Source organism: Streptococcus downei MFe28 (assembly GCF_900459175.1).
Taxonomy (GTDB): Bacteria; Bacillota; Bacilli; order Lactobacillales; family Streptococcaceae; genus Streptococcus; species Streptococcus downei.
On record NZ_UHFA01000002.1, the window covers coordinates 832,735 to 852,866 of the forward strand.

General features: G+C 43.7%; 23 protein-coding genes and 1 pseudogene. 19 read left to right on the forward strand and 5 right to left on the reverse strand.

What is annotated here, in order from left to right:
- Positions 1-97: 97 nt before the first annotated feature.
- Positions 98-957, reverse strand: a pseudogene (locus DYE66_RS04025) (IS982 family transposase).
- Between the two features lie 145 nt (positions 958-1,102).
- On the opposite strand from DYE66_RS04025, the gene DYE66_RS04030 reads away from it, so the two are divergent.
- The 18 genes from DYE66_RS04030 (at position 1,103) to DYE66_RS04120 (ending at position 15,267) form a co-directional block, all read left to right on the forward strand.
- On the forward strand, positions 1,103-1,288 hold the full coding sequence (locus tag DYE66_RS04030; protein WP_115324944.1) for a DUF4339 domain-containing protein: 186 nt from the start codon (positions 1,103-1,105) through the stop codon (positions 1,286-1,288).
- A gap of 164 nt (positions 1,289-1,452) precedes the next feature.
- Entirely contained in the window at positions 1,453-1,980 is a 528-nt protein-coding gene (locus tag DYE66_RS04035) for a YqeG family HAD IIIA-type phosphatase (protein WP_004219408.1), read from the forward strand.
- Positions 1,980-3,086: a ribosome biogenesis GTPase YqeH gene (yqeH, locus tag DYE66_RS04040; protein WP_003001016.1), complete on the forward strand. Its 1,107-nt coding sequence runs from the start codon at positions 1,980-1,982 to the stop codon at positions 3,084-3,086. The genes DYE66_RS04035 and yqeH overlap by 1 nt, the downstream gene beginning before the upstream one ends.
- A 14-nt stretch (positions 3,087-3,100) precedes the next feature.
- Entirely contained in the window at positions 3,101-3,472 is a 372-nt protein-coding gene (locus tag DYE66_RS04045) for an MGMT family protein (RefSeq protein WP_003000849.1), read from the forward strand.
- Positions 3,473-3,517: 45 nt separating this feature from the next.
- Positions 3,518-3,829 carry a ribosome assembly RNA-binding protein YhbY gene (gene yhbY / locus DYE66_RS04050; RefSeq protein ID WP_003000845.1) on the forward strand — a complete coding sequence of 104 codons (312 nt, stop codon included), beginning with the start codon at positions 3,518-3,520 and terminating at the stop codon, positions 3,827-3,829.
- Between the two features lie 154 nt (positions 3,830-3,983).
- Positions 3,984-4,616, forward strand: a complete 633-nt coding sequence (locus DYE66_RS04055; RefSeq protein ID WP_003001229.1) for a nicotinate-nucleotide adenylyltransferase — start codon at positions 3,984-3,986, stop codon at positions 4,614-4,616.
- Complete coding sequence (gene yqeK, locus DYE66_RS04060; RefSeq protein ID WP_003001197.1) at positions 4,616-5,209, forward strand: bis(5'-nucleosyl)-tetraphosphatase (symmetrical) YqeK; 594 nt, start codon at positions 4,616-4,618, stop codon at positions 5,207-5,209. The genes DYE66_RS04055 and yqeK overlap by 1 nt, the downstream gene beginning before the upstream one ends.
- A gap of 5 nt (positions 5,210-5,214) precedes the next feature.
- Positions 5,215-5,697 (forward strand): hypothetical protein, encoded by a 483-nt coding sequence (locus DYE66_RS04065; RefSeq protein ID WP_003000793.1) that lies wholly within the window; start codon positions 5,215-5,217, stop codon positions 5,695-5,697.
- A gap of 17 nt (positions 5,698-5,714) precedes the next feature.
- Complete coding sequence (rsfS, locus tag DYE66_RS04070) at positions 5,715-6,068, forward strand: ribosome silencing factor (RefSeq protein WP_003001085.1); 354 nt, start codon at positions 5,715-5,717, stop codon at positions 6,066-6,068.
- Between the two features lie 46 nt (positions 6,069-6,114).
- On the forward strand, positions 6,115-6,852 hold the full coding sequence (locus tag DYE66_RS04075; protein WP_004219374.1) for a class I SAM-dependent DNA methyltransferase: 738 nt from the start codon (positions 6,115-6,117) through the stop codon (positions 6,850-6,852).
- Positions 6,853-7,009: 157 nt separating this feature from the next.
- Complete coding sequence (locus tag DYE66_RS04080; RefSeq protein WP_003001102.1) at positions 7,010-7,912, forward strand: Fic family protein; 903 nt, start codon at positions 7,010-7,012, stop codon at positions 7,910-7,912.
- A 133-nt stretch (positions 7,913-8,045) separates the two neighbouring features.
- Positions 8,046-9,146, forward strand: coding sequence for a nucleotidyltransferase (locus DYE66_RS04085; protein WP_019788083.1), 1,101 nt, complete (start codon positions 8,046-8,048; stop codon positions 9,144-9,146).
- A gap of 1 nt (position 9,147) precedes the next feature.
- Complete coding sequence (locus DYE66_RS04090; protein WP_003001131.1) at positions 9,148-9,393, forward strand: type II toxin-antitoxin system Phd/YefM family antitoxin; 246 nt, start codon at positions 9,148-9,150, stop codon at positions 9,391-9,393.
- A gap of 489 nt (positions 9,394-9,882) precedes the next feature.
- Positions 9,883-10,710, forward strand: coding sequence for a PrsW family glutamic-type intramembrane protease (locus DYE66_RS04100; RefSeq protein ID WP_003001219.1), 828 nt, complete (start codon positions 9,883-9,885; stop codon positions 10,708-10,710).
- A 491-nt stretch (positions 10,711-11,201) separates the two neighbouring features.
- Entirely contained in the window at positions 11,202-13,301 is a 2,100-nt protein-coding gene (locus tag DYE66_RS04105; RefSeq protein WP_003000946.1) for an ATP-dependent Clp protease ATP-binding subunit, read from the forward strand.
- Between the two features lie 137 nt (positions 13,302-13,438).
- The gene (gene relB, locus DYE66_RS04110) at positions 13,439-13,732 is read left to right on the forward strand and encodes a type II toxin-antitoxin system RelB/ParD family antitoxin (protein WP_003001141.1); all 294 of its coding nucleotides are present in this window, start codon (positions 13,439-13,441) and stop codon (positions 13,730-13,732) included.
- A complete protein-coding gene (locus tag DYE66_RS04115) occupies positions 13,722-14,045 on the forward strand; it encodes a type II toxin-antitoxin system RelE/ParE family toxin (protein WP_003000937.1) in 324 nt (107 codons plus the stop codon). The genes relB and DYE66_RS04115 overlap by 11 nt, the downstream gene beginning before the upstream one ends.
- Positions 14,046-14,421: 376 nt before the next feature.
- Positions 14,422-15,267: an SDR family oxidoreductase gene (locus DYE66_RS04120; protein WP_003000816.1), complete on the forward strand. Its 846-nt coding sequence runs from the start codon at positions 14,422-14,424 to the stop codon at positions 15,265-15,267.
- 231 nt (positions 15,268-15,498) lie between these two features.
- Here DYE66_RS04120 and dhaM read toward each other — a convergent pair whose 3' ends face one another.
- Genes dhaM through dhaK form a run of 3 tightly spaced genes read right to left on the reverse strand, consistent with a single transcriptional unit; the run spans position 15,499 to position 17,478 of the window.
- Positions 15,499-15,873, reverse strand: coding sequence for a dihydroxyacetone kinase phosphoryl donor subunit DhaM (gene dhaM / locus DYE66_RS04125; protein ID WP_003001211.1), 375 nt, complete (start codon positions 15,871-15,873; stop codon positions 15,499-15,501).
- A complete protein-coding gene (gene dhaL / locus DYE66_RS04130; protein ID WP_115324945.1) occupies positions 15,874-16,452 on the reverse strand; it encodes a dihydroxyacetone kinase subunit DhaL in 579 nt (192 codons plus the stop codon).
- Between the two features lie 36 nt (positions 16,453-16,488).
- Positions 16,489-17,478 carry a dihydroxyacetone kinase subunit DhaK gene (gene dhaK / locus DYE66_RS04135; RefSeq protein ID WP_115324946.1) on the reverse strand — a complete coding sequence of 330 codons (990 nt, stop codon included), beginning with the start codon at positions 17,476-17,478 and terminating at the stop codon, positions 16,489-16,491.
- Between the two features lie 470 nt (positions 17,479-17,948).
- Here dhaK and DYE66_RS04140 point away from each other — a divergent pair, with 470 nt between their 5' ends.
- Complete coding sequence (locus tag DYE66_RS04140) at positions 17,949-18,668, forward strand: YebC/PmpR family DNA-binding transcriptional regulator (RefSeq protein WP_003001076.1); 720 nt, start codon at positions 17,949-17,951, stop codon at positions 18,666-18,668.
- A 100-nt stretch (positions 18,669-18,768) separates the two neighbouring features.
- Here DYE66_RS04140 and DYE66_RS04145 read toward each other — a convergent pair whose 3' ends face one another.
- Positions 18,769-20,130, reverse strand: a complete 1,362-nt coding sequence (locus tag DYE66_RS04145; protein WP_003001259.1) for an MFS transporter — start codon at positions 20,128-20,130, stop codon at positions 18,769-18,771.
- Positions 20,131-20,132 lie beyond the last annotated feature (2 nt).

The window sequence follows — 20,132 nt, forward strand, 5'->3', positions numbered from 1 at the left end:
TGCTTTTTTTGTCCCTAATTTTGAAGATTTTATTCCTCAAACTTCTCGTAACACTATTGACATCGAATATATATATAATACCCGTTGTGCTAGTTAATCAGGCATAAGCCTTAGAATATTTCAAACTCAGCCCAAATTCATTTTGACTATTTTCCAGCATGAGTGAATAGATGAGTAAAATAGCTTCTACTCTAAACTGTAATGCCCGAAGGTTTCGACAGCGTAAATTCTCAATGCCAAACTGTTCTAAGCTCGAAAAGACGGTTTCAATCGGTTTGCGCAATCGGCTAATTTTATAGTTCTCAAACCAAGAATAGTCCGCCATATTTTTCCTGAGTTGAGAAATTAAGGTGATACCACAATTGGCCAACTCTTTCTTAACCTGCTTGTCAATATAGCCCTTGTCTCCATAAATCAGTGGAATATGTGTTCCAGTAATTCAAAAGCCACTTGGCTATCGTAAACAGAGGCTGACGTTACTACATAATCCAAAGGAAAGCCCCTATCGCTGACTAAAACGGAGAACTTCACCCCGTAGTAGTGAATCTTCTTCGTGGCGTTGTATCCGATGTTAGCGACTTCTGATAAAAGGCTAGCTCTTAGATTACGGATGGGATGACATAAGGCACAGGGAAAACTGTCAATCAGGCCAAATGAAGAGGTCTCACAAAGGGAAGATACCATAAAGTAGCGCATGCGTTGGATGCTTTGGGAAAGGTTTTGACAAATCCGACAAAAGCGGGAACGTTCTGGAAAGTCATTAGGAAAAAGGCTATGACGAATGGCTCGATAAATTGCGCTGGCTGTTCGGCACCCCTCTTGAATGGCCCAGAGATAACTAGCTATAATAACGACATCTGGTTGCTTCTGTGAGTGAACGTTTCGCCGATGCCTCACGCAGTAGGGAACGAACCGGTCATAAAGTGTACTCACTTTTGTTAGCAAAACTGAAAAAATATCTTGTGTTTGATGTGGATTTGCGAGATAATAGTCTTGGCTTTGCCTATCATTCCCTCATTTCGTGGTTGTTCTGAGTTTATGATAGGCAAAGTTTTTTATTTTGGCTAGTGTTAACTAGCACAACGGGTATTATCATGTAGTTATTGATGGTCAGGCCTATGGTCCCTATGACATCTCCAGCCTATCCCAAATGAAAACAAAAATTCAGTTTAATCCAGATACTCTTGTCTGGAAACAAGGAATGAAAGACTGGATTAAGGCAGGTTCTGTTGATGAACTTTCATCGCTTTTTGATAATCCCATGCCACCAATTCCTGAACAAGATTAGTTGAGTATCAACTTCCATTTCACAAATACAATCACCTCCGTAGGGCCACGTAATCCAACGGAGGTTCTTTCTTATGGTAACCTTCAAATTCCCCCCTTTTTCCTCCTCAACTCGCCTTCAAAGTATGCTATAATAAGGGGTACTATTAGTTTTTGGAGAAAGTTGTGAGTATTGAAGATTACTTGCCGACCTTCGCGGTCGAAGCTGTTTATGATTTGAAACCCGAAAGCCTGCGTAAGCACGGGATTTCTGCGGTTTTAGTGGATTTGGATAACACCCTGATTGCTTGGGATAATCCTGATGGGACGCCCGAGTTGCGGGAGTGGTTGGATGATATGACCGAGGCCGATATTCCGGTGGTGGTCGTTTCCAATAATAAGCATGAGCGGGTCAAGCGGGCGGTCGATCCCTTCCATGTGGACTTTATCAGTCGGGCTATGAAGCCCTTCACTCGAGGCATTAACAAGGCCATTGAGCGTTATAATTTTAATCGTGATGAGGTCGTCTTGGTCGGTGATCAGCTCATGACCGACATTCGGGCCTGCCACCGTGCTGGGATTCGTTCCATCCTGGTCAAACCCCTTGTGACCTCGGATGCTTGGAATACCAAGTTTAATCGGGCAAGGGAACGTCGGGTGCTCAAGAAAATTACCCAAAAATACGGTCCAATTGAGTATCAAAAGGAAATTTAATGGAAGAATTATACTGTATCGGCTGTGGAGCCAAGATTCAGAGCCGGGATAAGGAAGCTCCTGGCTACACTCCTCAGTCCAGCATTGAAAAAAGTCAGGAGACAGGAGAACTCTACTGTCAACGCTGTTTCCGCCTGCGTCACTATAATGAGATTGTCGATGTAGCCATCACTGATGATGACTTCCTCAAGCTCCTTCATGAAGTGGGGGATAGTCAGGCTTTAGTGGTCAATGTTGTCGATATTTTCGACTTTAATGGCTCGGTTATTCCTGGCCTCAGTCGCTTTGTCGCCGGCAATGACGTGCTTCTGGTCGGCAATAAAAAGGATATCTTGCCCAAGTCCGTCAAGGATGGCAAGGTGACCCAATGGCTGACCGAGCGGGCCCATGAAGAGGGCCTGCGGCCAGTTGATGTCCTCTTGACCTCTGCTCAAAACGGCCAAGCCATCAAGGAGCTGATTGCTCGGATTGAGGAGCTGCGGGCTGGGCGTGATGTCTACGTGGTTGGGGTGACCAATGTTGGCAAATCCACCCTGATTAATGCCATCATCAAGGAAATCACTGGGAATCAAGAGATTATTACCACCTCACGCTTCCCTGGAACGACCTTGGATAAGATTGAGATTCCCCTAGATGATGGTTCCTATATCTTTGATACCCCGGGGATTATCCACCGCCACCAAATGGCCCACTACCTGTCTGCCAAGGATCTCAAGTATGTCAGTCCCAAAAAGGAAATCAAGCCCAAAACCTATCAGCTCAATCCTAGTCAGACCCTTTTCTTGGGTGGCCTAGGTCGCTTTGATTTTCTTCAGGGAGATAAGCAAGGTTTCACGGCCTATTTTGACAATAATCTCAAGCTCCACCGCACCAAACTAGAGGGGGCCGATGATTTTTACCTCAAGCACGCTGGCAGTCTTTTGACGCCACCTTCTGCTAAGGAAGTGGCTAATTTTCCCAAATTGGTCCGCCATGAATTTACCATCATGGGGAAAACCGATGTGGTCTTTTCTGGACTAGGTTGGGTTCGGGTTAATGGTAGCGCCAGGGTTGCAGCCTGGGCTCCCGAGGGTGTCGGGGTCATGGTTCGCAAGGCCATCATCTAAGAAAGGTAGAAAGTATGAGTCAGTCAACTTTTATTCCGCCAAATAAATATGCCAAAGCTATTCGACAAATACCCTATGGCAAAGTGGTGACCTTGGCTGACTTGCGGGCCTACCTAGGGCAGAGTGACAGTGTTCCAGTTTTCTCGGGAATAGCCACTCTGATTGTTGCCTGGTCTGAGGAGGATGAGTCAATACCCTATTGGCGGGTACTCAAGTCAGGTGGAGAAGTCAATGCCAAGTATCCCGGTGGTCTGGAAGCTCAGAAAGTCTTGCTGGAAGCAGAAGGCCATCGCATCATTCAAAAAGGGAAAACTAAGATGAAATACTATGTCAAAGATTATCAAGAGCAGTCTTATCTGTTTGATGTCAAAAGAAATCTCATGTAAGTTTTGGACCAGCTCTGCTATTTTCACAAATAAAAAGGAAAAAATATGACATTAACATCAAAACAAAGAGCCTTTCTTAATAGTCAGGCCCATACTATGAAACCGGTCGTTCAGGTTGGTAAGAACGGTCTCAATGACCAGATTAAGACCAGTGTTCGCCAGGCCCTTGATGCCCGTGAGCTGATTAAGGTCAAGCTCTTGCAGAATACGGATGAAAACATTCACGAAGTCGCTGACATTTTAGAGGAAGAAATTGGCGCTCAATCCGTTGCCAAAACTGGCTGCGTCCTGACCCTCTACAAGCAGTCAGCCAAGAAGGAAAACCGCAAGCTTTCTCAGAAGGTGAAAGAAATTTGAGATTAGGGTGCTTAGAGCACTTTTTTCTTTTCTTGAGAAACTGTTCTTATTGGAATTACAGGGTAAATAGTCTCTTTCCCAACTTTTTCTTTATCCCTAATTATGCTATAATGGTGGCTAAAAGAGTTGATTTTTAAAGCGTGAGGAGATGGCTATGGCACTAGATTTAGTAACGCCTTTCACCAAGGTTGAATTGGAAGAAGAGGTTAAGGAAACTGGTCGCAAGCAGGTCGGTATTTTGGGCGGAAATTTTAATCCCGTTCACAATGCCCATCTGATTGTAGCCGATCAGGTGCGTCAACAGTTGGGGCTGGATGAGGTCCTGCTCATGCCCGAGTACCTGCCCCCTCATGTGGACAAGAAGGAAACCATTAGTGAAGCCCACCGTCTCAATATGCTGATGCTGGCTATCAATGGGGTTGAAGGTCTGGATATTGAGACCATCGAGTTGGAGCGTAAGGGTATTAGCTATTCTTACGATACCATGAAGTACCTGACTGAGGAAAATCCCGATACCGATTATTACTTTATTATCGGGGCTGATATGGTTGAGTACCTGCCTAAGTGGCATCGGATTGATGAGTTGGTTGACCTGGTGCAATTTGTTGGTGTTCAAAGACCAAAATTCAAGGCAGGGACCTCCTATCCCGTTATTTGGGTGGATGTTCCCCTCATGGATATTTCCTCAACCAATGTCAGGGAGCTGATTAAGAATGGGCACATGCCCAATTTTATGGTGCCCCAATCAGTTCTAGCCTATATCAAGAAAGCGGGGCTTTATCGCTAATGTATGAGAAATTTTTGGGTCATGGCTATGACCGCGACCAAGTTTTAAAAATTATGCAAGACTGCCTGTCTGCCAAGCGATTCCAGCACTGTCTGGGCGTGGAAGCAGCTGCCCAACACTTGGCCCAACTCAATGATTATTCTCTGGAAAAGGCTGGCCTGGCCGGTCTCTTGCATGATTATGCCAAAGAGCTCTCAGACAGTGATTTTCTGGCCTTGATTGATAAGTATTCCTTGGACCCCGACTTAAAAAACTGGGGCAATAATATCTGGCATGGTAAGGTTGGTATTTATAAGATTAAAGAAGATTTGGGCGTGACAGATGCTGAAATCCTCAAAGCCATTGAAGACCACACGACAGGTAGTCACCAGATGACCACCTTGGATAAGATTGTTTATGTGGCCGATTATATTGAGGATAACCGTGATTTTCCTGGGGTGAACCAGGCTCGGCAAATAGCGGAGCAATCCCTAGATAAGGCCGTCGCCTACGAAACGGCCCATACGCTGACCCACTTGATTGACCGCAAACTGCCTATCTACCCGCAAACCATTGACACCTATAATGCCTTCGTTGGGGAGCTGAGGTACTAATATTTATGAAACTAAGAAGAATCAAAGAATCCCTAAAAACAAGTGGTAAATTTATTGAGCAGAGAAACTTTTTTAAACTAGCAGCTAAGTTAGTTGATTATGGAATAGCTTCAGTATGGCTTCCTAATGATTCTCTGGGGGCGGATTTTCTAGCAGTTCAACATTATGACTATAATCGAGATTGCTCAAATATCTATCAAATACAGTTGAAGACTAGAATGAGCTTATCTTTAAAATATAAGGGGAAAGATATTTACCTAGCATTTCCCTTAGATGATTCAAATTCCGGGAAAAATTGGGTTATTATTAAACACGATACTTTAGAGAGACTCTATTTTTCTCATCCAAAGAGTAGGAGTAAGTTCGAATCATTAGAGGCATTTTGTACGAAAAATTCTTCTGATAGTTGGAGTAATAACAGTGTTCCAAAATATATGGTAGATGATGTTATTGATAACTCTATAATTGGTAAAATTGATATTGATTAATAAAGGAAACCTAATAGATGACAAAAGATGAACTATTGAAAATTGTTGTGCAGGCCGCTGATGAGAAGCGGGCGGAGGATATTGTAGCCTTGGATTTGGCCGGTTTGACCAGCCTGACTGACTACTTCATTATTATGAGTGCCATGAATACCCGCCAGTTGGAGGCTATTGCGGACAATATCCGTGAGAAGGTCAAGGAGGCTGGTGGAGATGCCAGCCATATTGAAGGCGACAGCAAGACCGGTTGGGTTCTGCTGGACCTCAACGATTGTGTTGTCCACCTCTTCTCGCAAGAAGCTCGGGAACATTTCAATCTGGAAAAACTCTGGCACCAAGCCCCAATGGTGGATGTCGCTGGATTTCTAGGATAAAAAAGGAGCTGGGTGCGAGCCCAGTCCTTTTGCTGTGGAGGATGATATGAGTGAGACCTACGAAAAATTCGCATCGGTTTACGATGCCATTATGGATGATAGCCTTTATGACAAGTGGACGGACTTTTCCCTCCGCCACTTTCCTAAGGGCAAGAAAAAATTGTTAGAATTAGCCTGTGGGACAGGGATTCAGTCCCTACGATTTGCTCAGGTTGGTTATGAGGTGACTGGCCTTGATCTCAGTCAGGAAATGCTGGACCTGGCTCAAAAAAGAGCTCAAGCTGCCAGCCAGACTATTTCCTTCATCCAGGGCAACATGTTAGACCTTTCCCAGGCTGGCACTTATGATTTGGTGACCTGCTATTCGGACTCCATCTGTTACATGAAGGACGAGGTTGATGTCGGCGATGTCTTCCAGCAGGTCTATAATCAGCTTAATGACGGTGGTGTCTTTATCTTTGACGTCCACTCCACCTATCAGACGGATGAAGTTTTTCCGGGCTATGCCTACCATGAGAATGCTGAGGACTTTGCCATGGTCTGGGACACCTATGCCGATGAGGCGCCTCACTCGGTGGTCCATGAGCTAACTTTTTTCATTGAGGACCAGGATGGGCGCTTCACCCGTTATGATGAAGTGCATGAAGAGCGAACCTATGAAATCTTGACTTACGATATTCTCTTGGAACAGGCTGGCTTTAAAATCCGCAAGGTCTATGCTGATTTTACAGACCAGGAGCCCACAGAGACCAGTAGACGTTGGTTCTTTGTGGCGGAGAAGTAGAAAAGATAACCTCAACTTGTCCATCTAACTCAGTACTAAAGGGTGCTGAGTTTTTCTATCGTTCCGTTAATCCTAAAATGTTGTTCCGTTAAATCAGCTATCCTTCCGAACTATGCTATAATATTAACCATATAAAGAGGTGAATGGAGGGATGTCTATGTATATGACAGTAAAGCAGGCCGCTGAATTGTGGGGGATTTCGGATCGTCGTGTACGGGCATTATGCAGTCAAGGAAAGATTCTAGGTGCTATTCATGAAGGTCGACTGTGGAAAATTCCTTTAAATGCTAAGAAACCTGTTGATAGCCGTTATAAAAAGTCGAATAGCCTTCTAAAACAGATCGCTAAAAAAATGGACCAGTTACCAAGTTTGCGTCCCCTGACTAGCGGAGAAGTAGAACGTCTTAATGAAGAATTTACGGTAGAATATACCTACAATTCAAATGCTATTGAAGGAAATACTCTGACACTACGTGAAACTGATTTGGTGTTACGTGGTTTGACAATCAACCAGAAACCTCTCAAAGATCACATGGAGGCTATTGGTCATCGTGAAGCTTTCCAATATGTTCAAAGTTTGGTTGCTGAAGGACAACCTTTGACTGAGAGAGTTATTAAAGACATTCACCATCTGGTCTTGTCTGATAAGAAGGATGATAGGGGTACCTATCGTAAAGTTCCTGTTCGTATTATGGGAGCCAGCAACGAGCCTGCCCAACCCTATATGATTCGTCCTATGATGGAGCAGTTGTTAGAGAGATATGTTAGTAGCCATGATAATATTGTGGCAAAGTTGGCTAGATTTCATCTCGAATTTGAAAGTATTCATCCCTTCATTGATGGGAATGGACGTACAGGAAGACTTCTTGTTAACTTAGAGTTGATGAAGGCCGGTTATCCACCAATTGATATCAAATTTACAGACAGGCTTGCTTATTATCAAGCTTTTGAGGAGTTTCATGCCAAAGGAAGCATAGACTCAATGGAGAATCTTTTTGCACGATATATTAATGAGCGTTTGGATAGCTATTTAACGATTCTCTCGGCAGAAAATCCTTGAAAAACCTAATTGAATGCGGGCTAAAATCCTAGTAAAAAAGAGAATCGTCCTCGTGTCCGAGTGACGCTTGCGTCCGATTCCTATTTTTATACGGATTTCTTAACGCCCTTATATCTTGCGAAAGGAGCATCACTTGACAGTTACCGGTATTATCGCAGAGTTCAATCCCTTCCACAATGGTCATCGTCACCTTCTGGAGCAGAGCCAGGGCGTGACTGTCGTCGCCATGTCGGGCAATTTCGTCCAGCGGGGCGAGCCTGCCCTGATTGATAAGTGGACTAGGGCTCAGATGGCTTTGGAAAATGGTGCTGACCTCGTGGTTGAGCTTCCCTTTTTGGTAGCCGTTCAATCGGCCGATTACTTTGCCCAAGGAGGCATTGACATTTTAGCTAAGCTGGGGATAGAGCAAGTCGTGTTCGGTACAGAAGAAATGATTGACTACCAGCAGCTCTCACAAATCTATGCCAAAAATTCTCAGGAAATGGAAGCCTATCTGGCTAGTTTGCCAGATAAGCTGACCTACCCGCAAAAGACACAGGAAATGTGGGAAGTCTTCGCAGGAGTGAATTTTACAGGCAAGACCCCCAACCATATTTTGGGGCTGGCCTATGCCAAGGCAGTAGCCAAGAGAGGCCTTGCCCTCAGACCGATCCAGCGATTGGGCGCCGGTTATCACTCCGAAAGCAAGTCCGAGCAGATTGCCTCGGCGACCGCTATTCGCAAGCACCTGGACGACCGAGATTTCCTAGCCCAGACCGTTCCCGACAGCCAGTTCTTGGAACAAGCCAGCAAGGTTGTCTGGGCCGACTATTTCCCCTTGCTCAGATATCAGATTCTGACCAATCCCGACCTGACTAAGATTTTTCAGGTTAATGAGGAATTGGCCAGCCGCATTAGCTCAGCCATAAAAGAAGTAACCAGCCTGGACGAATTAGTGGAGCTGGTGGCCACCAAGCGCTATACCAAGGCCAGAATCCGCAGGGTTCTGACCTATATTCTGGTCCAGGCGCAAGAAAGCCCCCTGCCCCAAGTCATCCATGTCCTGGGCTTCACCAAAAAAGGTCAGGATTATCTCAAGACCATCAAGGGCCAAGTCCAACTGGTCAGCCGCATCGGCAAGGAGCCTTGGGACGACCTGAGCCAAAAAGCCGACGCAGTCTACCAGATCGGCAACTCCGCTATCAAAGAGCAAAACTGGGGCCGGGTGCCGGTGAGGATAGAAGAGGAGAACTAACATGGAAACAATAAGTTTTGATGAATTTAAAGATGATATAGAAGCCTACATGAAGCAGGTCAACCGGACTGTCCAACCGATAGTAGTAACCTCTGAAGATGAAATGCAAGATGTCGTCATCCTATTAAAGAAGGAGTGGGATGGCTACCAGTCAACCTGGGAGATTTCTCAAAACAAATACCTGTCAGATAAAATTATTGCAGGCTTAGCCGAAGCTAGAAGTGGTAAAGCCAAGGAGAGATTATGATGACCTAGTTAGTGCTAGGTTTTTTTTGATATACTTAAACCAATTAAATGATAAGGAGTTTCTGAGTGAAAGAAAAAAGTAAAATTGTGAAGGGGTTAAAATGGATTTTTGAAAAAGGTAGTTGGAATGGTGATATTAGACTTTTTGAATTTGTAAAATGGCTATTTTCTATGGTTTGGTTCTGCTATTTCTTGATAGAATTTATAAGAACAAATGTTATTCTAGAAACACTTAACCATTTCTTGTATAGTCTAGTGTCCAAATGTGATTTCATCAAAAGATTTTGAAATCAGAGTTCATGTATTGATGGTAATAACTGTTGTGTACTTGCTCTGTGTTTTAGTGAGCAAGTACACAACTTTAAATAAAAAATATCAATTATTGCCTTTTGAATTAAATGACGAATTTGTGAAATAAAAAAATTGAAATATTTCGGCGACAAAGAATTATTTGATATACTGGAAGTATCATTTGGAAAGTAGGTTATACATGTTTCGGAAATTAACCCTGTATATTTTTTTGTTTCTTTCAGCTATTGGCCTGACTCATGATACCCAATCATACACTTCAGGTGCTCTGTCTGGTTCAGCTTACAGTATAATTGGGCTATCAACACTCATTGCTCTATGCTATATCGTTCCATCTTTATTTCTTATTAATCACTTAGGTAAAAAATGGCAGGTTAGACCACTTGTGCTAGTCTTTGCCCTAATTGGTGGTCTCTTTATAACAGGATGGATAGCTGGTTATGCCAATACCTTTTCTCATGAATGGGTAACGGCCCACCTATCTTCAAAAAATTTTTTCTATCGTTTTGAAGATGCCATTATGGCTCCTCTTGTTGAGGAGCCTCTCAAACTGGCAGCTTTTCTCTTTGCTATCTATATGGTACCAACAAAAAGTTACAAAGGGCTCTTACTAGTTGCTATTACAACTGGTATAGGTTTTCAGATTAGTGAGGATTTCTCCTATATCCTTTCAGATTTAGCTGATGGTTTTTCTTATACGATTTCGGGAATCCTTGGCCGCAGTATTGGGGCAGTATCGTCTCACTGGCTTTATACGTCCTTTCTTGCTATGGGGCTAGTCCTGATATGGCATTCATGTCAAAAGGCTATTAATCAAAAATACTGCCTTATTGGCTTCCTTTATGCCTGTGGTGCTTTTGCTACTCATTTTGCTTGGAACTCACCTCTTCGAAATTTAGAAAGTAATTTTCCATGGGCATCAGGCCTTCTTATTTCAATTAATCTTTTCTTCTTCATTATGCTTTATCAACTTCTATCTAAGCTTGATGAAGAAAATAGCAATAGTTAAAGCACTAATCAAAACCACCCGTGAGAATGATATGAGTCTGGGACAAAACTATCCCTAAGCCAACGAAAAAGCAACGGTTTTGATGCCGTTGCTTTTTGCTTTACATAGGTAGTCAAGAAAATATTTTCTAAAAAGATCAAAAAAAGTCGAAAAAACTATTGACCTTTCCTGACCAAAGTGATATAGTAATATCACAGGGTTGGAGATGAGAGGAGAACCCTGATGAAGAAACTGACAGTGCGTCGCAAAAATTGAAAGAGGCTAAAAAGCTAGGGAAAAGATGAGCTTCTAGAAATTAGGGCTTTCTATCTCTTCCCAATTCTATACGGTTTTCTTTCGCCCTTTCAAGCTTGGCCTTTTATTTTTAAGCCAAAGGTCAAAGAAGGTCAGAACCGATTTCTCATTCTAAGAGTAAGGTTCTGAAAAAATTTTTGGACAAAAAGTCAGTAATAGTCAAAAAACAAAAATAGGAAAAGTAAAGAGGTACTATTATGAACAACAATTTTGGATTTAACAATATGGACGACATTTTCAATCAATTGATGGGTAACATGGGCGGTTTCAATTCGGAAACCCGGCGTTACCGCATCAACGGTCGGGAGGTTACTCCTGAAGAATTTAATTATTATCGGCAAACAGGTCACTTGCCTAGTCAAGAGGCCGTGCAAGAAGGGGCGTCTCAAGCCAGTCAAGGTCAACTTAAACAAGATGGGATTCTGGCTAAGCTCGGTCGCAACTTGACCGAAGAAGCCCGCCAAGGTAAGCTGGATCCTGTCATCGGTCGTAATCAAGAAATTCAAGATACCGCTGAAATTCTGGCGCGTCGGACTAAGAACAATCCTGTCCTGGTCGGTGATGCTGGGGTTGGTAAGACTGCGGTTGTTGAAGGGCTAGCTCAAGCTATTGTGGCAGGTGATGTGCCTGCTTCCATCAAGAACAAGGAAATCATTTCCATCGATATTTCTGGTTTGGAAGCTGGAACCCAATACCGCGGCGCCTTTGAAGAAAATATTCAAAAATTGATGGACGAGGTCAAGCAAGCAGGCAATATCATTCTCTTCTTTGACGAAATTCACCAAATTTTGGGAGCTGGTAGTACTGGTGATGGTCAAGGCTCCAAGGGTCTAGCTGACATTATCAAGCCTGCCCTTTCTCGGGGTGAGTTGACGGTTATTGGGGCAACGACCCAGGATGAATACCGCAACACTATTTTGAAGAATGCTGCTCTGGCTCGTCGTTTCAACGAAGTTAAGGTTAATGCCCCATCGGCAGAAGATACTTTTGCCATTCTCCAAGGGATTAAACCTCTCTATGAGCAACACCACAATGTGGAACTGCCCGATAGCGTTTTAAAGGCTGCGGTGGACTATTCTATCCAATATATGCCGCAAAGAGCTCTGCCTGATAAGGCTATTGACTTGGTCGATGTGACGGCTGCCCACTTGGCGGCCCAACACCCAGCGACTGATCTTAAGACCTTGGAAGCCGATATTGCTAAGGCCCGTGATTGCCAACAGGCAGCCGCTGACAAGGAAGATTATGAAGCGGCCTTGGCTGAAAAGGTGAAAATTGATGACTTGCAAAAGCAAATTGACAACCATACTGAAAATCAAAAGGTTGTGGCAAGTGTCAATGATGTGGCTCAAGCGGTCGAACGGATGACGGGGATTCCTGTTTCGCAAATGGGGGCCAGCGATATTGAACGCCTGAAAGAAATGGGTAGTCGACTCAAAGGCAAGGTTATCGGTCAAGATGAAGCTGTTCAGGCTGTCAGCAAGGCCATTCGCCGTAATCGGGCTGGCTTTGATGAAGGCAACCGCCCAATCGGTAGCTTCCTCTTTGTCGGACCTACTGGGGTTGGTAAGACCGAATTGGCTAAACAATTGGCACTGGATATGTTTGGGACCAAGGATGCGGTTATTCGTTTGGATATGTCTGAATATAGCGATCGGACAGCGGTTTCCAAGTTGATTGGGACAACGGCTGGTTATGTGGGTTACGATGACAACTCTAACACTCTGACCGAACGGGTTCGTCGCAATCCCTATTCCATTATCCTCCTTGATGAAATTGAAAAGGCCGACCCACAAGTCATTACCTTACTCTTGCAAGTTTTGGATGATGGTCGCCTGACCGATGGTCAAGGGAATACCGTCAACTTCAAGAATACCGTGATTATTGCTACCTCTAATGCCGGCTATAGCTTTGGTGCTCTGCCAGAAGATGGAAAGGAAGTTAGCCTGCGAGACAAATTAGCGCCATTCTTCCGTCCAGAATTCCTCAACCGTTTCAATGGGGTGATTGAATTCTCCCATTTGACTAAAGAAGATTTGAAGGAAATCGTTGATTTGATGCTGGATGAAGTTAACCGCACCTTGGCTAAGAAGGGCTTGACCTTGGAAGTCAGCGATGCTGCCAAGGCCTACCTGATTGAAGAAGGTTACGATGAAGCCATGGGGGCACGACCTCTGCGTCGGGTCATCGAAGGCCAAATTCGTGACAAGGTAACCGACTTCTATCTGGACCACCTTGATGTCAAGGCTCTCAAGGCCGATATGGTCGACGGTCAGTTGGTCATTTCGCAAGCCTAAGACTTGGGTTTTGACCTTGCGCTTAGCCTTTATTGATGGTCTAGTCCAAAGTCGTTCACGGAACTCTCACTCCAATGGGGTGGGAGTTTTTTTAAAAAATGTTATACTGGATATACAAGACATACAGGAGGTCTAACATGGAAACTTTGGCTAAAAACTCTCAATTCACTTTTCGGACAAATGAAAAACTCTTGGCTCAAGCAAAGGAGATAGTGAAGGAAGAGAATATGAATATGAGCGCCCTTTTTAACAAAGTTTTAGAAACCGTAGTTGAAGAGGATGGGGTTCCCGCTGGATTTTTGACAGATGAAAAAAGCAGGCATCAAAAGATTCTCGATGACCTCTATGGTGAAATTCAGCAGGCCTATGATAGCTATAAAACTGGCTTAGCAAAACCAATTGATGAGGTCTTTGAGAAGTATGGCCTATAAGATTGTAATAACACCAGAAGCTGAGGAAGATTTGGATCAAATTTATAGCTATATTAGCCAGCATTTTCTTTCTGTCCAGGCAGCTGACGGGACTTTGGCAAACATTAAAAAAACGATTGTGAAATTATTGGAAATCCCTGATTTAGGGATTGACGTCTCTAATCGTTTAGGGAGAGTCTTTTCCGAAAGTCATCGCTTGAGAATGATTCTGGCCGGCAATTATCTTGTCTTTTATATTGTAGACCAATCATCCATTGTCATTCTGCGAGTTTTGTACCAAAAGCGAAATTGGATTGAACTCTTTAAAAAGTAAATTTTCCAATGTCAGGTTATGTTAAAACTCAATAAAAATCAAAAATAGCTAAGGCAAGGAGCAATGACATCAAGTCACTAAAGTGACTGATGTCAAACGGCAATCTCTATAGCGATTGCCTAGCTCCCTTACTAACCTCACAAAGTTGGTAAAATCGACCAACTTTGTGAGGTGTCGCATGAACTTAAGACGGCTCAAAAGGTCTGGGAGACCTTTTGAGGTTGAAAATAGGGAAAGTGAGTTAACGATGGATAGTTTTGATTTTTGAAGAGTATAAGCTCTCACTCCAATGGAGTGGGAGTTCTTTGCGACCAAAATTCGGACAGGCCATCTGGGGCGCGCTATAATGAAGGAAAAATAGAAGTGAGGAGACCCTATGACACTAATTGCATTAACAGGAGTGACCGGCCATCTGGGTGGTCAGGTTGCCAAGCTCCTAGAGAGAAAAAATTTGAATTTGCGCTATTTGGCTAGACGGCCAGAGAAGGCCCCGAAGGTAGCAGGTGTCCCTGTTTTTCAGTCGGCCTATGACAGGTCTCAAGAGACCCTGGAAGCTCTTAGTGGTGTGGATGTGCTCCTTATGGTTTCAGCTAGTGAGAGTCTTAATCGTTTAGCTGAGCACCGGGCCTTTATTGATAGTGCCAAGGAAGCGGGTGTTAAGCACATTGTCTACGCCTCTTTTTATAACGCCAGTCTACAGGCCACTTTTACCTATAGTCGCACCCATGCAGCGACGGAAAACTATATCAAGGAGCGGGGTTTCACCTATACCTTTATCCGGGACAATTTTTACTTGGACTTTTTCCTTGAATTGGGACAAGTTTACGGAGAAATCAAGGGTCCTGCCGGAGATGGCAAGGTATCAGCGGTTGCCCGTCAGGATGTGGCTCAAGTTCTGGCTAAGATTTTGGAACATCCAAGCGACTGGGTCAATCAAACCCTAGATATGACAGGTCCAGAAGATCTGACCATGACACAGGTAACCGGTATTCTAAGCCAGGGTCTAGGAAAGACCGTTAGTTATATTCCAGAAACGGTAGAAGAGGCCTACCAGTCCCGTAAAGCTTGGCCAGCTGAGGACTGGGAATACGATGGTTGGGTGTCCACCTACACCGCTATCGCGGGAGGTGAACAGGCAGGTCTCAGCAAGGATGTCCAGCGTGTTTTGGGACGAGAACCAATCAGCTTGGCTGACTTGATTAAAGAGGCTACTCAAGAGTAGTCTCGAAGGGGAGAAGGTTGGAGCTGGTCTCTGATGATCTCGTGACTTTTAACACTTGGTTGTTAAACTGAAATCAGGAAGTCTAAGTAATTAATCGGGATGATTTGTAACCTCGTTCGCTCTCTCGTATAGTGCCGCGGACTGTCAGATTATAACTGCCTTATCTAGCCTGATATAGAGCAAGTAAAAAACGTTGGAGTTTCTTCCAGCGTTTTTGTTAGGATCTATGCCTTATTTATTGATGCTTAAGTCCGCTAGTTGTTTTCTAATCGTTTCCAAGTCTGCTCCTGCCTGCAAGAGTGCAGCGGCAGTATAGGCACCTTCAACAATAGGAACGGAATTGATGATGACTTCCTTGTCGGTGAAGTCAGCCACCATTTCCAGATTCATTTTGGCAGAGCCAAGGTCAAAGAAGGCTAAAAGAGTGTCCTTGTCATTTTCCTCAATTGCCCTTTGAACCTGGTCGAAAGAAGTGCCGATACCACCGTCTTTGGTTCCTCCGACATAGGTAATAGAAATGTCCTTAGCTACTTCGGAGATTAAGTCAATGACTCCTTGGGCAATATTTTTGGAGTGAGAAACGATGACGATTCCAAGATTAGACATCTAGGCACCTCCAGCTTCTAAGAGGGCTTTAAAAAGCAGACCGGAAGAGTAGGAGCCGGGGTCAAGGTGACCAATGGAGCGCTCGCCGACATAGGAGGCCCGTCCCTTGGTGGCCTTCATATCCTTGCTGGCTTGGACCAGTTGGTCAATCCTTTCTTGAGTGAGGCTACCTTCTTTAAGGCTAGCAAGGACGCCAGACCAGACATCAACCATGGTTTTCTCATTGGTTGTAGCCTTGCCCCTTTTTTGAATCATTTTCAGCCCTGCCTGGACAAGACCAGCTAGGTCTGCTCCAGCTTGCTCAGCCTTGGTCATGCCCATAAAGGCAGAGCCATAGAGGGGCCCAGAAGCTCCGCCGACCTTACTTAGCAGTTGCATAGAAACTAATTTGAAGAGGTCACTGGTGCTTGCTGGCTGAGACTGGTCTATAGCTTCTACTACGGCAGTCATGCCTCTAGCCATATTGCTGCCATGATCACCGTCACCGATGGGGGTGTCTAATTCTGATAAATAATCTTTATGCTCTTGGATTTCTGCGTTAAAGGCTAGCATCCATTTTTTTGCGATAGTAACATCCATTAGGGGATTCCTTTCTTGTTGTTTAAATGCTTGGTCTTACCAGGCAATGGTTTCAACGGGGCATTCTAAGGCCTTTTGCCAGCTGTCATCTTCCAGCTTAATGAGCGTTAGAGAAAGGCCAGCCATATCCAGGGAAGTCATATAGTTGCCCAATTTTTTATAAGTAATGCTCAAGCCTCTTTCTTCTAGGAGGCTAGCCACATCATTGGCAAAAATGTATTGCTCCATCAGTGGGGTTGCCCCCATACCATTGATTAAGATACCGAACTTGTCACCGGCCTTGGCTTGGAAGGAGTCGGTTAACTTACTGACCAATTCCTTGGCTAATTCTTTAGAGGTCTGCATTTTTTCCCTACGGTAACCAGGTTCACCATGGATGCCGATACCAAATTCAATTTCATCCTCAGCCAGAACGAAGCCAGGTTTGCCAACTTCGGGTACCGTAGCGCCGCTTAGGGCTAGACCAATGGTGTGAATATTTTTAACGACCTGATCCGCTAGGGCCTTGATGGCTTCCAGGGATTGACCAGACCTTGCAGCCTCTCCTAAAATCTTGTGAACCAGGATAGTCCCAGCAACGCCCCGCCGTCCTTGGGTGTAGAGGCTATCCTCAACAGCGATATCATCATCAACAATGACACTAGCCACCGGAATACCTTCCATTTCTGCCATATCTTGAGCCATTTCAAAATTCATAACATCACCAGAGTAATTCTTGATGACCATGAAGACCCCAGCCCCTTCATCAGCTTCCTTGATAGCTTGGAAGACCTGGTCGGGAGTTGGTGAGGTGAATACCGCCCCACAAACGGCAGCTGACAACATCCCTTGACCAACAAAGCCAGCATGAGCAGGCTCGTGGCCACTACCACCACCAGAGATAAGGCCGACCTTGCCAGATTTTTGGGCATTTCTAGCTATAATGTCAAAGCTCTCAACCCGATGGACCAAATGGCTGTGGACATAAGCTAGGCCATCCAGCATTTCTGTGACCACATTGCTAGGCTGATTGATAATTTTTTTCATGAGAAATCCTCCTTTTAAAGGTAAACTTGATGTTAATAGGAATCCCTAACTGAGACTTAGTCTGTTTGGCTAAGACTTGATTGTGAATTCGTTTACATGCTTACCTTCATTATAAAATCTAATTGCTATCTAGGCAAGGATTAGCCTTCTTTCTGATTGGGTGCTAAGTTCTCAAAGTAAGTTCTAGTTAATGTCCAAAACTAGAACTTTGTCTGAGAATTTAGCTTTTTGATTGGGCCAAGAATCATACAAGAAATTCTTAACTAGGAAAGCTGGCTTTCATCAGATTAGGCTAGTAAAGAGCTCAATTTTCTCTTCTAGGCTTGGCTTTTGAGCGCCACTTGAAGGTTATCGTCCTACCTTGCTTTTTAGGGGCTGACTTGCTATAATAGCTTAGGATTTAGCTGGACTTCCTTCTTAGAAATTCAGCCTAATGAGATATAGAAATATGATAAAAAGGAGATTTACCCATGGGACGTAAATGGGCCAATATTGTTGCTAAGAAAACTGCTAAAGATGGTGCTAACTCAAAGGTTTACGCTAAGTTTGGTGTTGAAATTTATGCGGCTGCCAAGCAAGGGGAGCCAGATCCAGAGTCTAACTCAACTTTGAAATTTGTTTTGGAGCGGGCTAAGCAAGCGCAAGTACCTAAGCACGTTATTGATAAGGCCATTGACAAGGCCAAGGGGAATACCGATGAGACCTTTGTTGAAGGGCGCTATGAAGGTTTTGGGCCAAACGGTTCAATGATTATCGTTGATACTCTTACATCAAATGTTAATCGGACAGCGGCTAATGTTCGTTCTGCCTTCGGTAAGAATGGTGGGAATATGGGAGCTTCTGGTTCGGTTTCTTATATGTTTGACCGCAAGGGTGTCATTGTTTTCAAGGGTGACGATGCCGATAGCATTTTTGAGCAACTCTTGGAAGCTGATGTTGATGTTGATGATGTTGAAGCAGAAGATGGCTCCATTACCGTTTACACCGCCCCAACTGATCTCCACAAGGGAATGGAAGCCCTGCGGGCCAACGGTGTGGAAGAATTCCAAGTTACCGAATTAGAAATGATTCCGCAATCTGAAGTTCAACTGTCTGGCGAAGATTTAGAAGTCTTCCAAGGTTTAATTGACGTTCTCGAAGACGACGAAGATGTCCAAAAGGTCTACCACAACGTGGATCTTGGGGAATAATAAAGTTCTCATATCAATTTAAAGGTTGGGTTATCCCAGCTTTTTTTCGTGCAAAAAAGACCCAAACAGGCCTTTTAAGATGATTATCGTTATTTGGATTTCAGGATTTTGTCATTGTTAATCTAGCAATTATCATATCTTTTAGGCTGAGTATTACTAAAACCACTGTCATCGTCCAAGCAATCCGAGTTGCTAATAAAAGATTGTTGGGCCAGAGATTTAAACAGGTTGCTCCAATTGCTGAACCGCAGAAAATAGCAACATTCTGAACCATGCGTTGAAGGGCGCCTGCACCACCTTGCATTTCTATAGGACTTGCCTGCATGATACTAGCAATATTAGCGGGTTGGAAGTAGCCACCACCAACACCATAAATGAATAGACCAAGAGTAAAGAGGGGATAAGGCCACTTTGGAGATAAGATTAACAAGAAAATCAAGGATAGACAGATGATACCTAGTCCTAAACGACTAAAGAAAATATTCTTACTCCCATCGTTTAATTTACCAGAGACCCGTGAAAATAAGACTAATCCAACTGGTGCACCTAGAACGAGAAAACCTGTCAGTCCGAAACCTAAGTGATACAATTGCTCGAAGATAAAAGGGGGGAGTAAAAATATAACTGCTGAAGCAAAACCAAAGGCAATTGTCTGTAATAAGTAAGATAAGAGCTTGGAATTTGCTCTGAGCTCTCTAACATTAATTAGGGAAGTGGCTTTCTTGGTTTCGACTCGATATAGTAGCCCACCAATTAATAAGCTGATGGCAATTAAAACGAGACTGATTACCAATAATTTTGGCTTACTCAATAAAGATAACCCTAACAAAAGGAAAACTAGCATGACTGCATTGATAATTGTGCCTTCTCTGTCTAATTTTTGATTTGTAGTATTTTCAGAAATCTTATTAAGAAGGTAGTGATTAATAAGGATAGCTATGATTGCAAATGGAACATTAATCCAAAAAATGAAACGCCAAATATTTAGAGAAAGTAGTATTCCTCCCAAGGAGGGTCCTAATACAGGACCAAGCCCTATCATAACGCCTAAGATACTAATAGAACTATTTTTAGTTTCTTCCGAGACTAATGTTGTAATTAGCGCAGCAGATGTAGCTTGTAAGGCGGCGGCTCCAATTCCTTGGATGATACGACCAACGATAAGCCAACTAATGCTATTAGAAAATCCGCAAAAGAGAGAGCTTAGACCAAATAGAACAAAACCTAAGTAAGAAATTTTCAATTTTCCAAGTTTATCACTAAAAACTCCCAGAGGTAGTATAAAAATAGCCAATGCCAAAGAGTATCCTGTTACAGCGAAGGCAGTAATACTAGTAGTTGTTTGAAAATGCACTTTTAAAAAAGATAAGGCCACATTGATAATCCCTGTATCCAAGGTTGAGAGCAACATTCCAAGTCCAGCAATAGTTGTTATGAGTGTGTCCGTCATTCTTCTACTCATTA

Bases quoted from the DNA above. Each gene is read 5' to 3' on its own strand.
- dhaL (WP_115324945.1), bottom strand. From the start codon at position 16,452: ATGGATGTTACTATCGCAAAAAAATGGATGCTAGCCTTTAACGCAGAA.
- yqeK (WP_003001197.1), top strand. From the start codon at position 4,616: ATGTATGAGAAATTTTTGGGTCATGGCTATGACCGCGACCAAGTTTTA.
- yqeH (WP_003001016.1), top strand. From the start codon at position 1,980: ATGGAAGAATTATACTGTATCGGCTGTGGAGCCAAGATTCAGAGCCGG.
- DYE66_RS04075 (WP_004219374.1), top strand. From the start codon at position 6,115: ATGAGTGAGACCTACGAAAAATTCGCATCGGTTTACGATGCCATTATG.
- relB (WP_003001141.1), top strand. From the start codon at position 13,439: ATGGAAACTTTGGCTAAAAACTCTCAATTCACTTTTCGGACAAATGAA.
- rsfS (WP_003001085.1), top strand. From the start codon at position 5,715: ATGACAAAAGATGAACTATTGAAAATTGTTGTGCAGGCCGCTGATGAG.
- DYE66_RS04145 (WP_003001259.1), bottom strand. From the start codon at position 20,130: ATGAGTAGAAGAATGACGGACACACTCATAACAACTATTGCTGGACTT.
- DYE66_RS04115 (WP_003000937.1), top strand. From the start codon at position 13,722: ATGGCCTATAAGATTGTAATAACACCAGAAGCTGAGGAAGATTTGGAT.
- DYE66_RS04090 (WP_003001131.1), top strand. From the start codon at position 9,148: ATGGAAACAATAAGTTTTGATGAATTTAAAGATGATATAGAAGCCTAC.
- DYE66_RS04065 (WP_003000793.1), top strand. From the start codon at position 5,215: ATGAAACTAAGAAGAATCAAAGAATCCCTAAAAACAAGTGGTAAATTT.
- DYE66_RS04100 (WP_003001219.1), top strand. From the start codon at position 9,883: ATGTTTCGGAAATTAACCCTGTATATTTTTTTGTTTCTTTCAGCTATT.
- dhaM (WP_003001211.1), bottom strand. From the start codon at position 15,873: ATGTCTAATCTTGGAATCGTCATCGTTTCTCACTCCAAAAATATTGCC.
- DYE66_RS04140 (WP_003001076.1), top strand. From the start codon at position 17,949: ATGGGACGTAAATGGGCCAATATTGTTGCTAAGAAAACTGCTAAAGAT.
- DYE66_RS04045 (WP_003000849.1), top strand. From the start codon at position 3,101: ATGAGTCAGTCAACTTTTATTCCGCCAAATAAATATGCCAAAGCTATT.
- DYE66_RS04105 (WP_003000946.1), top strand. From the start codon at position 11,202: ATGAACAACAATTTTGGATTTAACAATATGGACGACATTTTCAATCAA.
- dhaK (WP_115324946.1), bottom strand. From the start codon at position 17,478: ATGAAAAAAATTATCAATCAGCCTAGCAATGTGGTCACAGAAATGCTG.
- DYE66_RS04120 (WP_003000816.1), top strand. From the start codon at position 14,422: ATGACACTAATTGCATTAACAGGAGTGACCGGCCATCTGGGTGGTCAG.
- DYE66_RS04080 (WP_003001102.1), top strand. From the start codon at position 7,010: ATGTATATGACAGTAAAGCAGGCCGCTGAATTGTGGGGGATTTCGGAT.
- yhbY (WP_003000845.1), top strand. From the start codon at position 3,518: ATGACATTAACATCAAAACAAAGAGCCTTTCTTAATAGTCAGGCCCAT.
- DYE66_RS04055 (WP_003001229.1), top strand. From the start codon at position 3,984: ATGGCACTAGATTTAGTAACGCCTTTCACCAAGGTTGAATTGGAAGAA.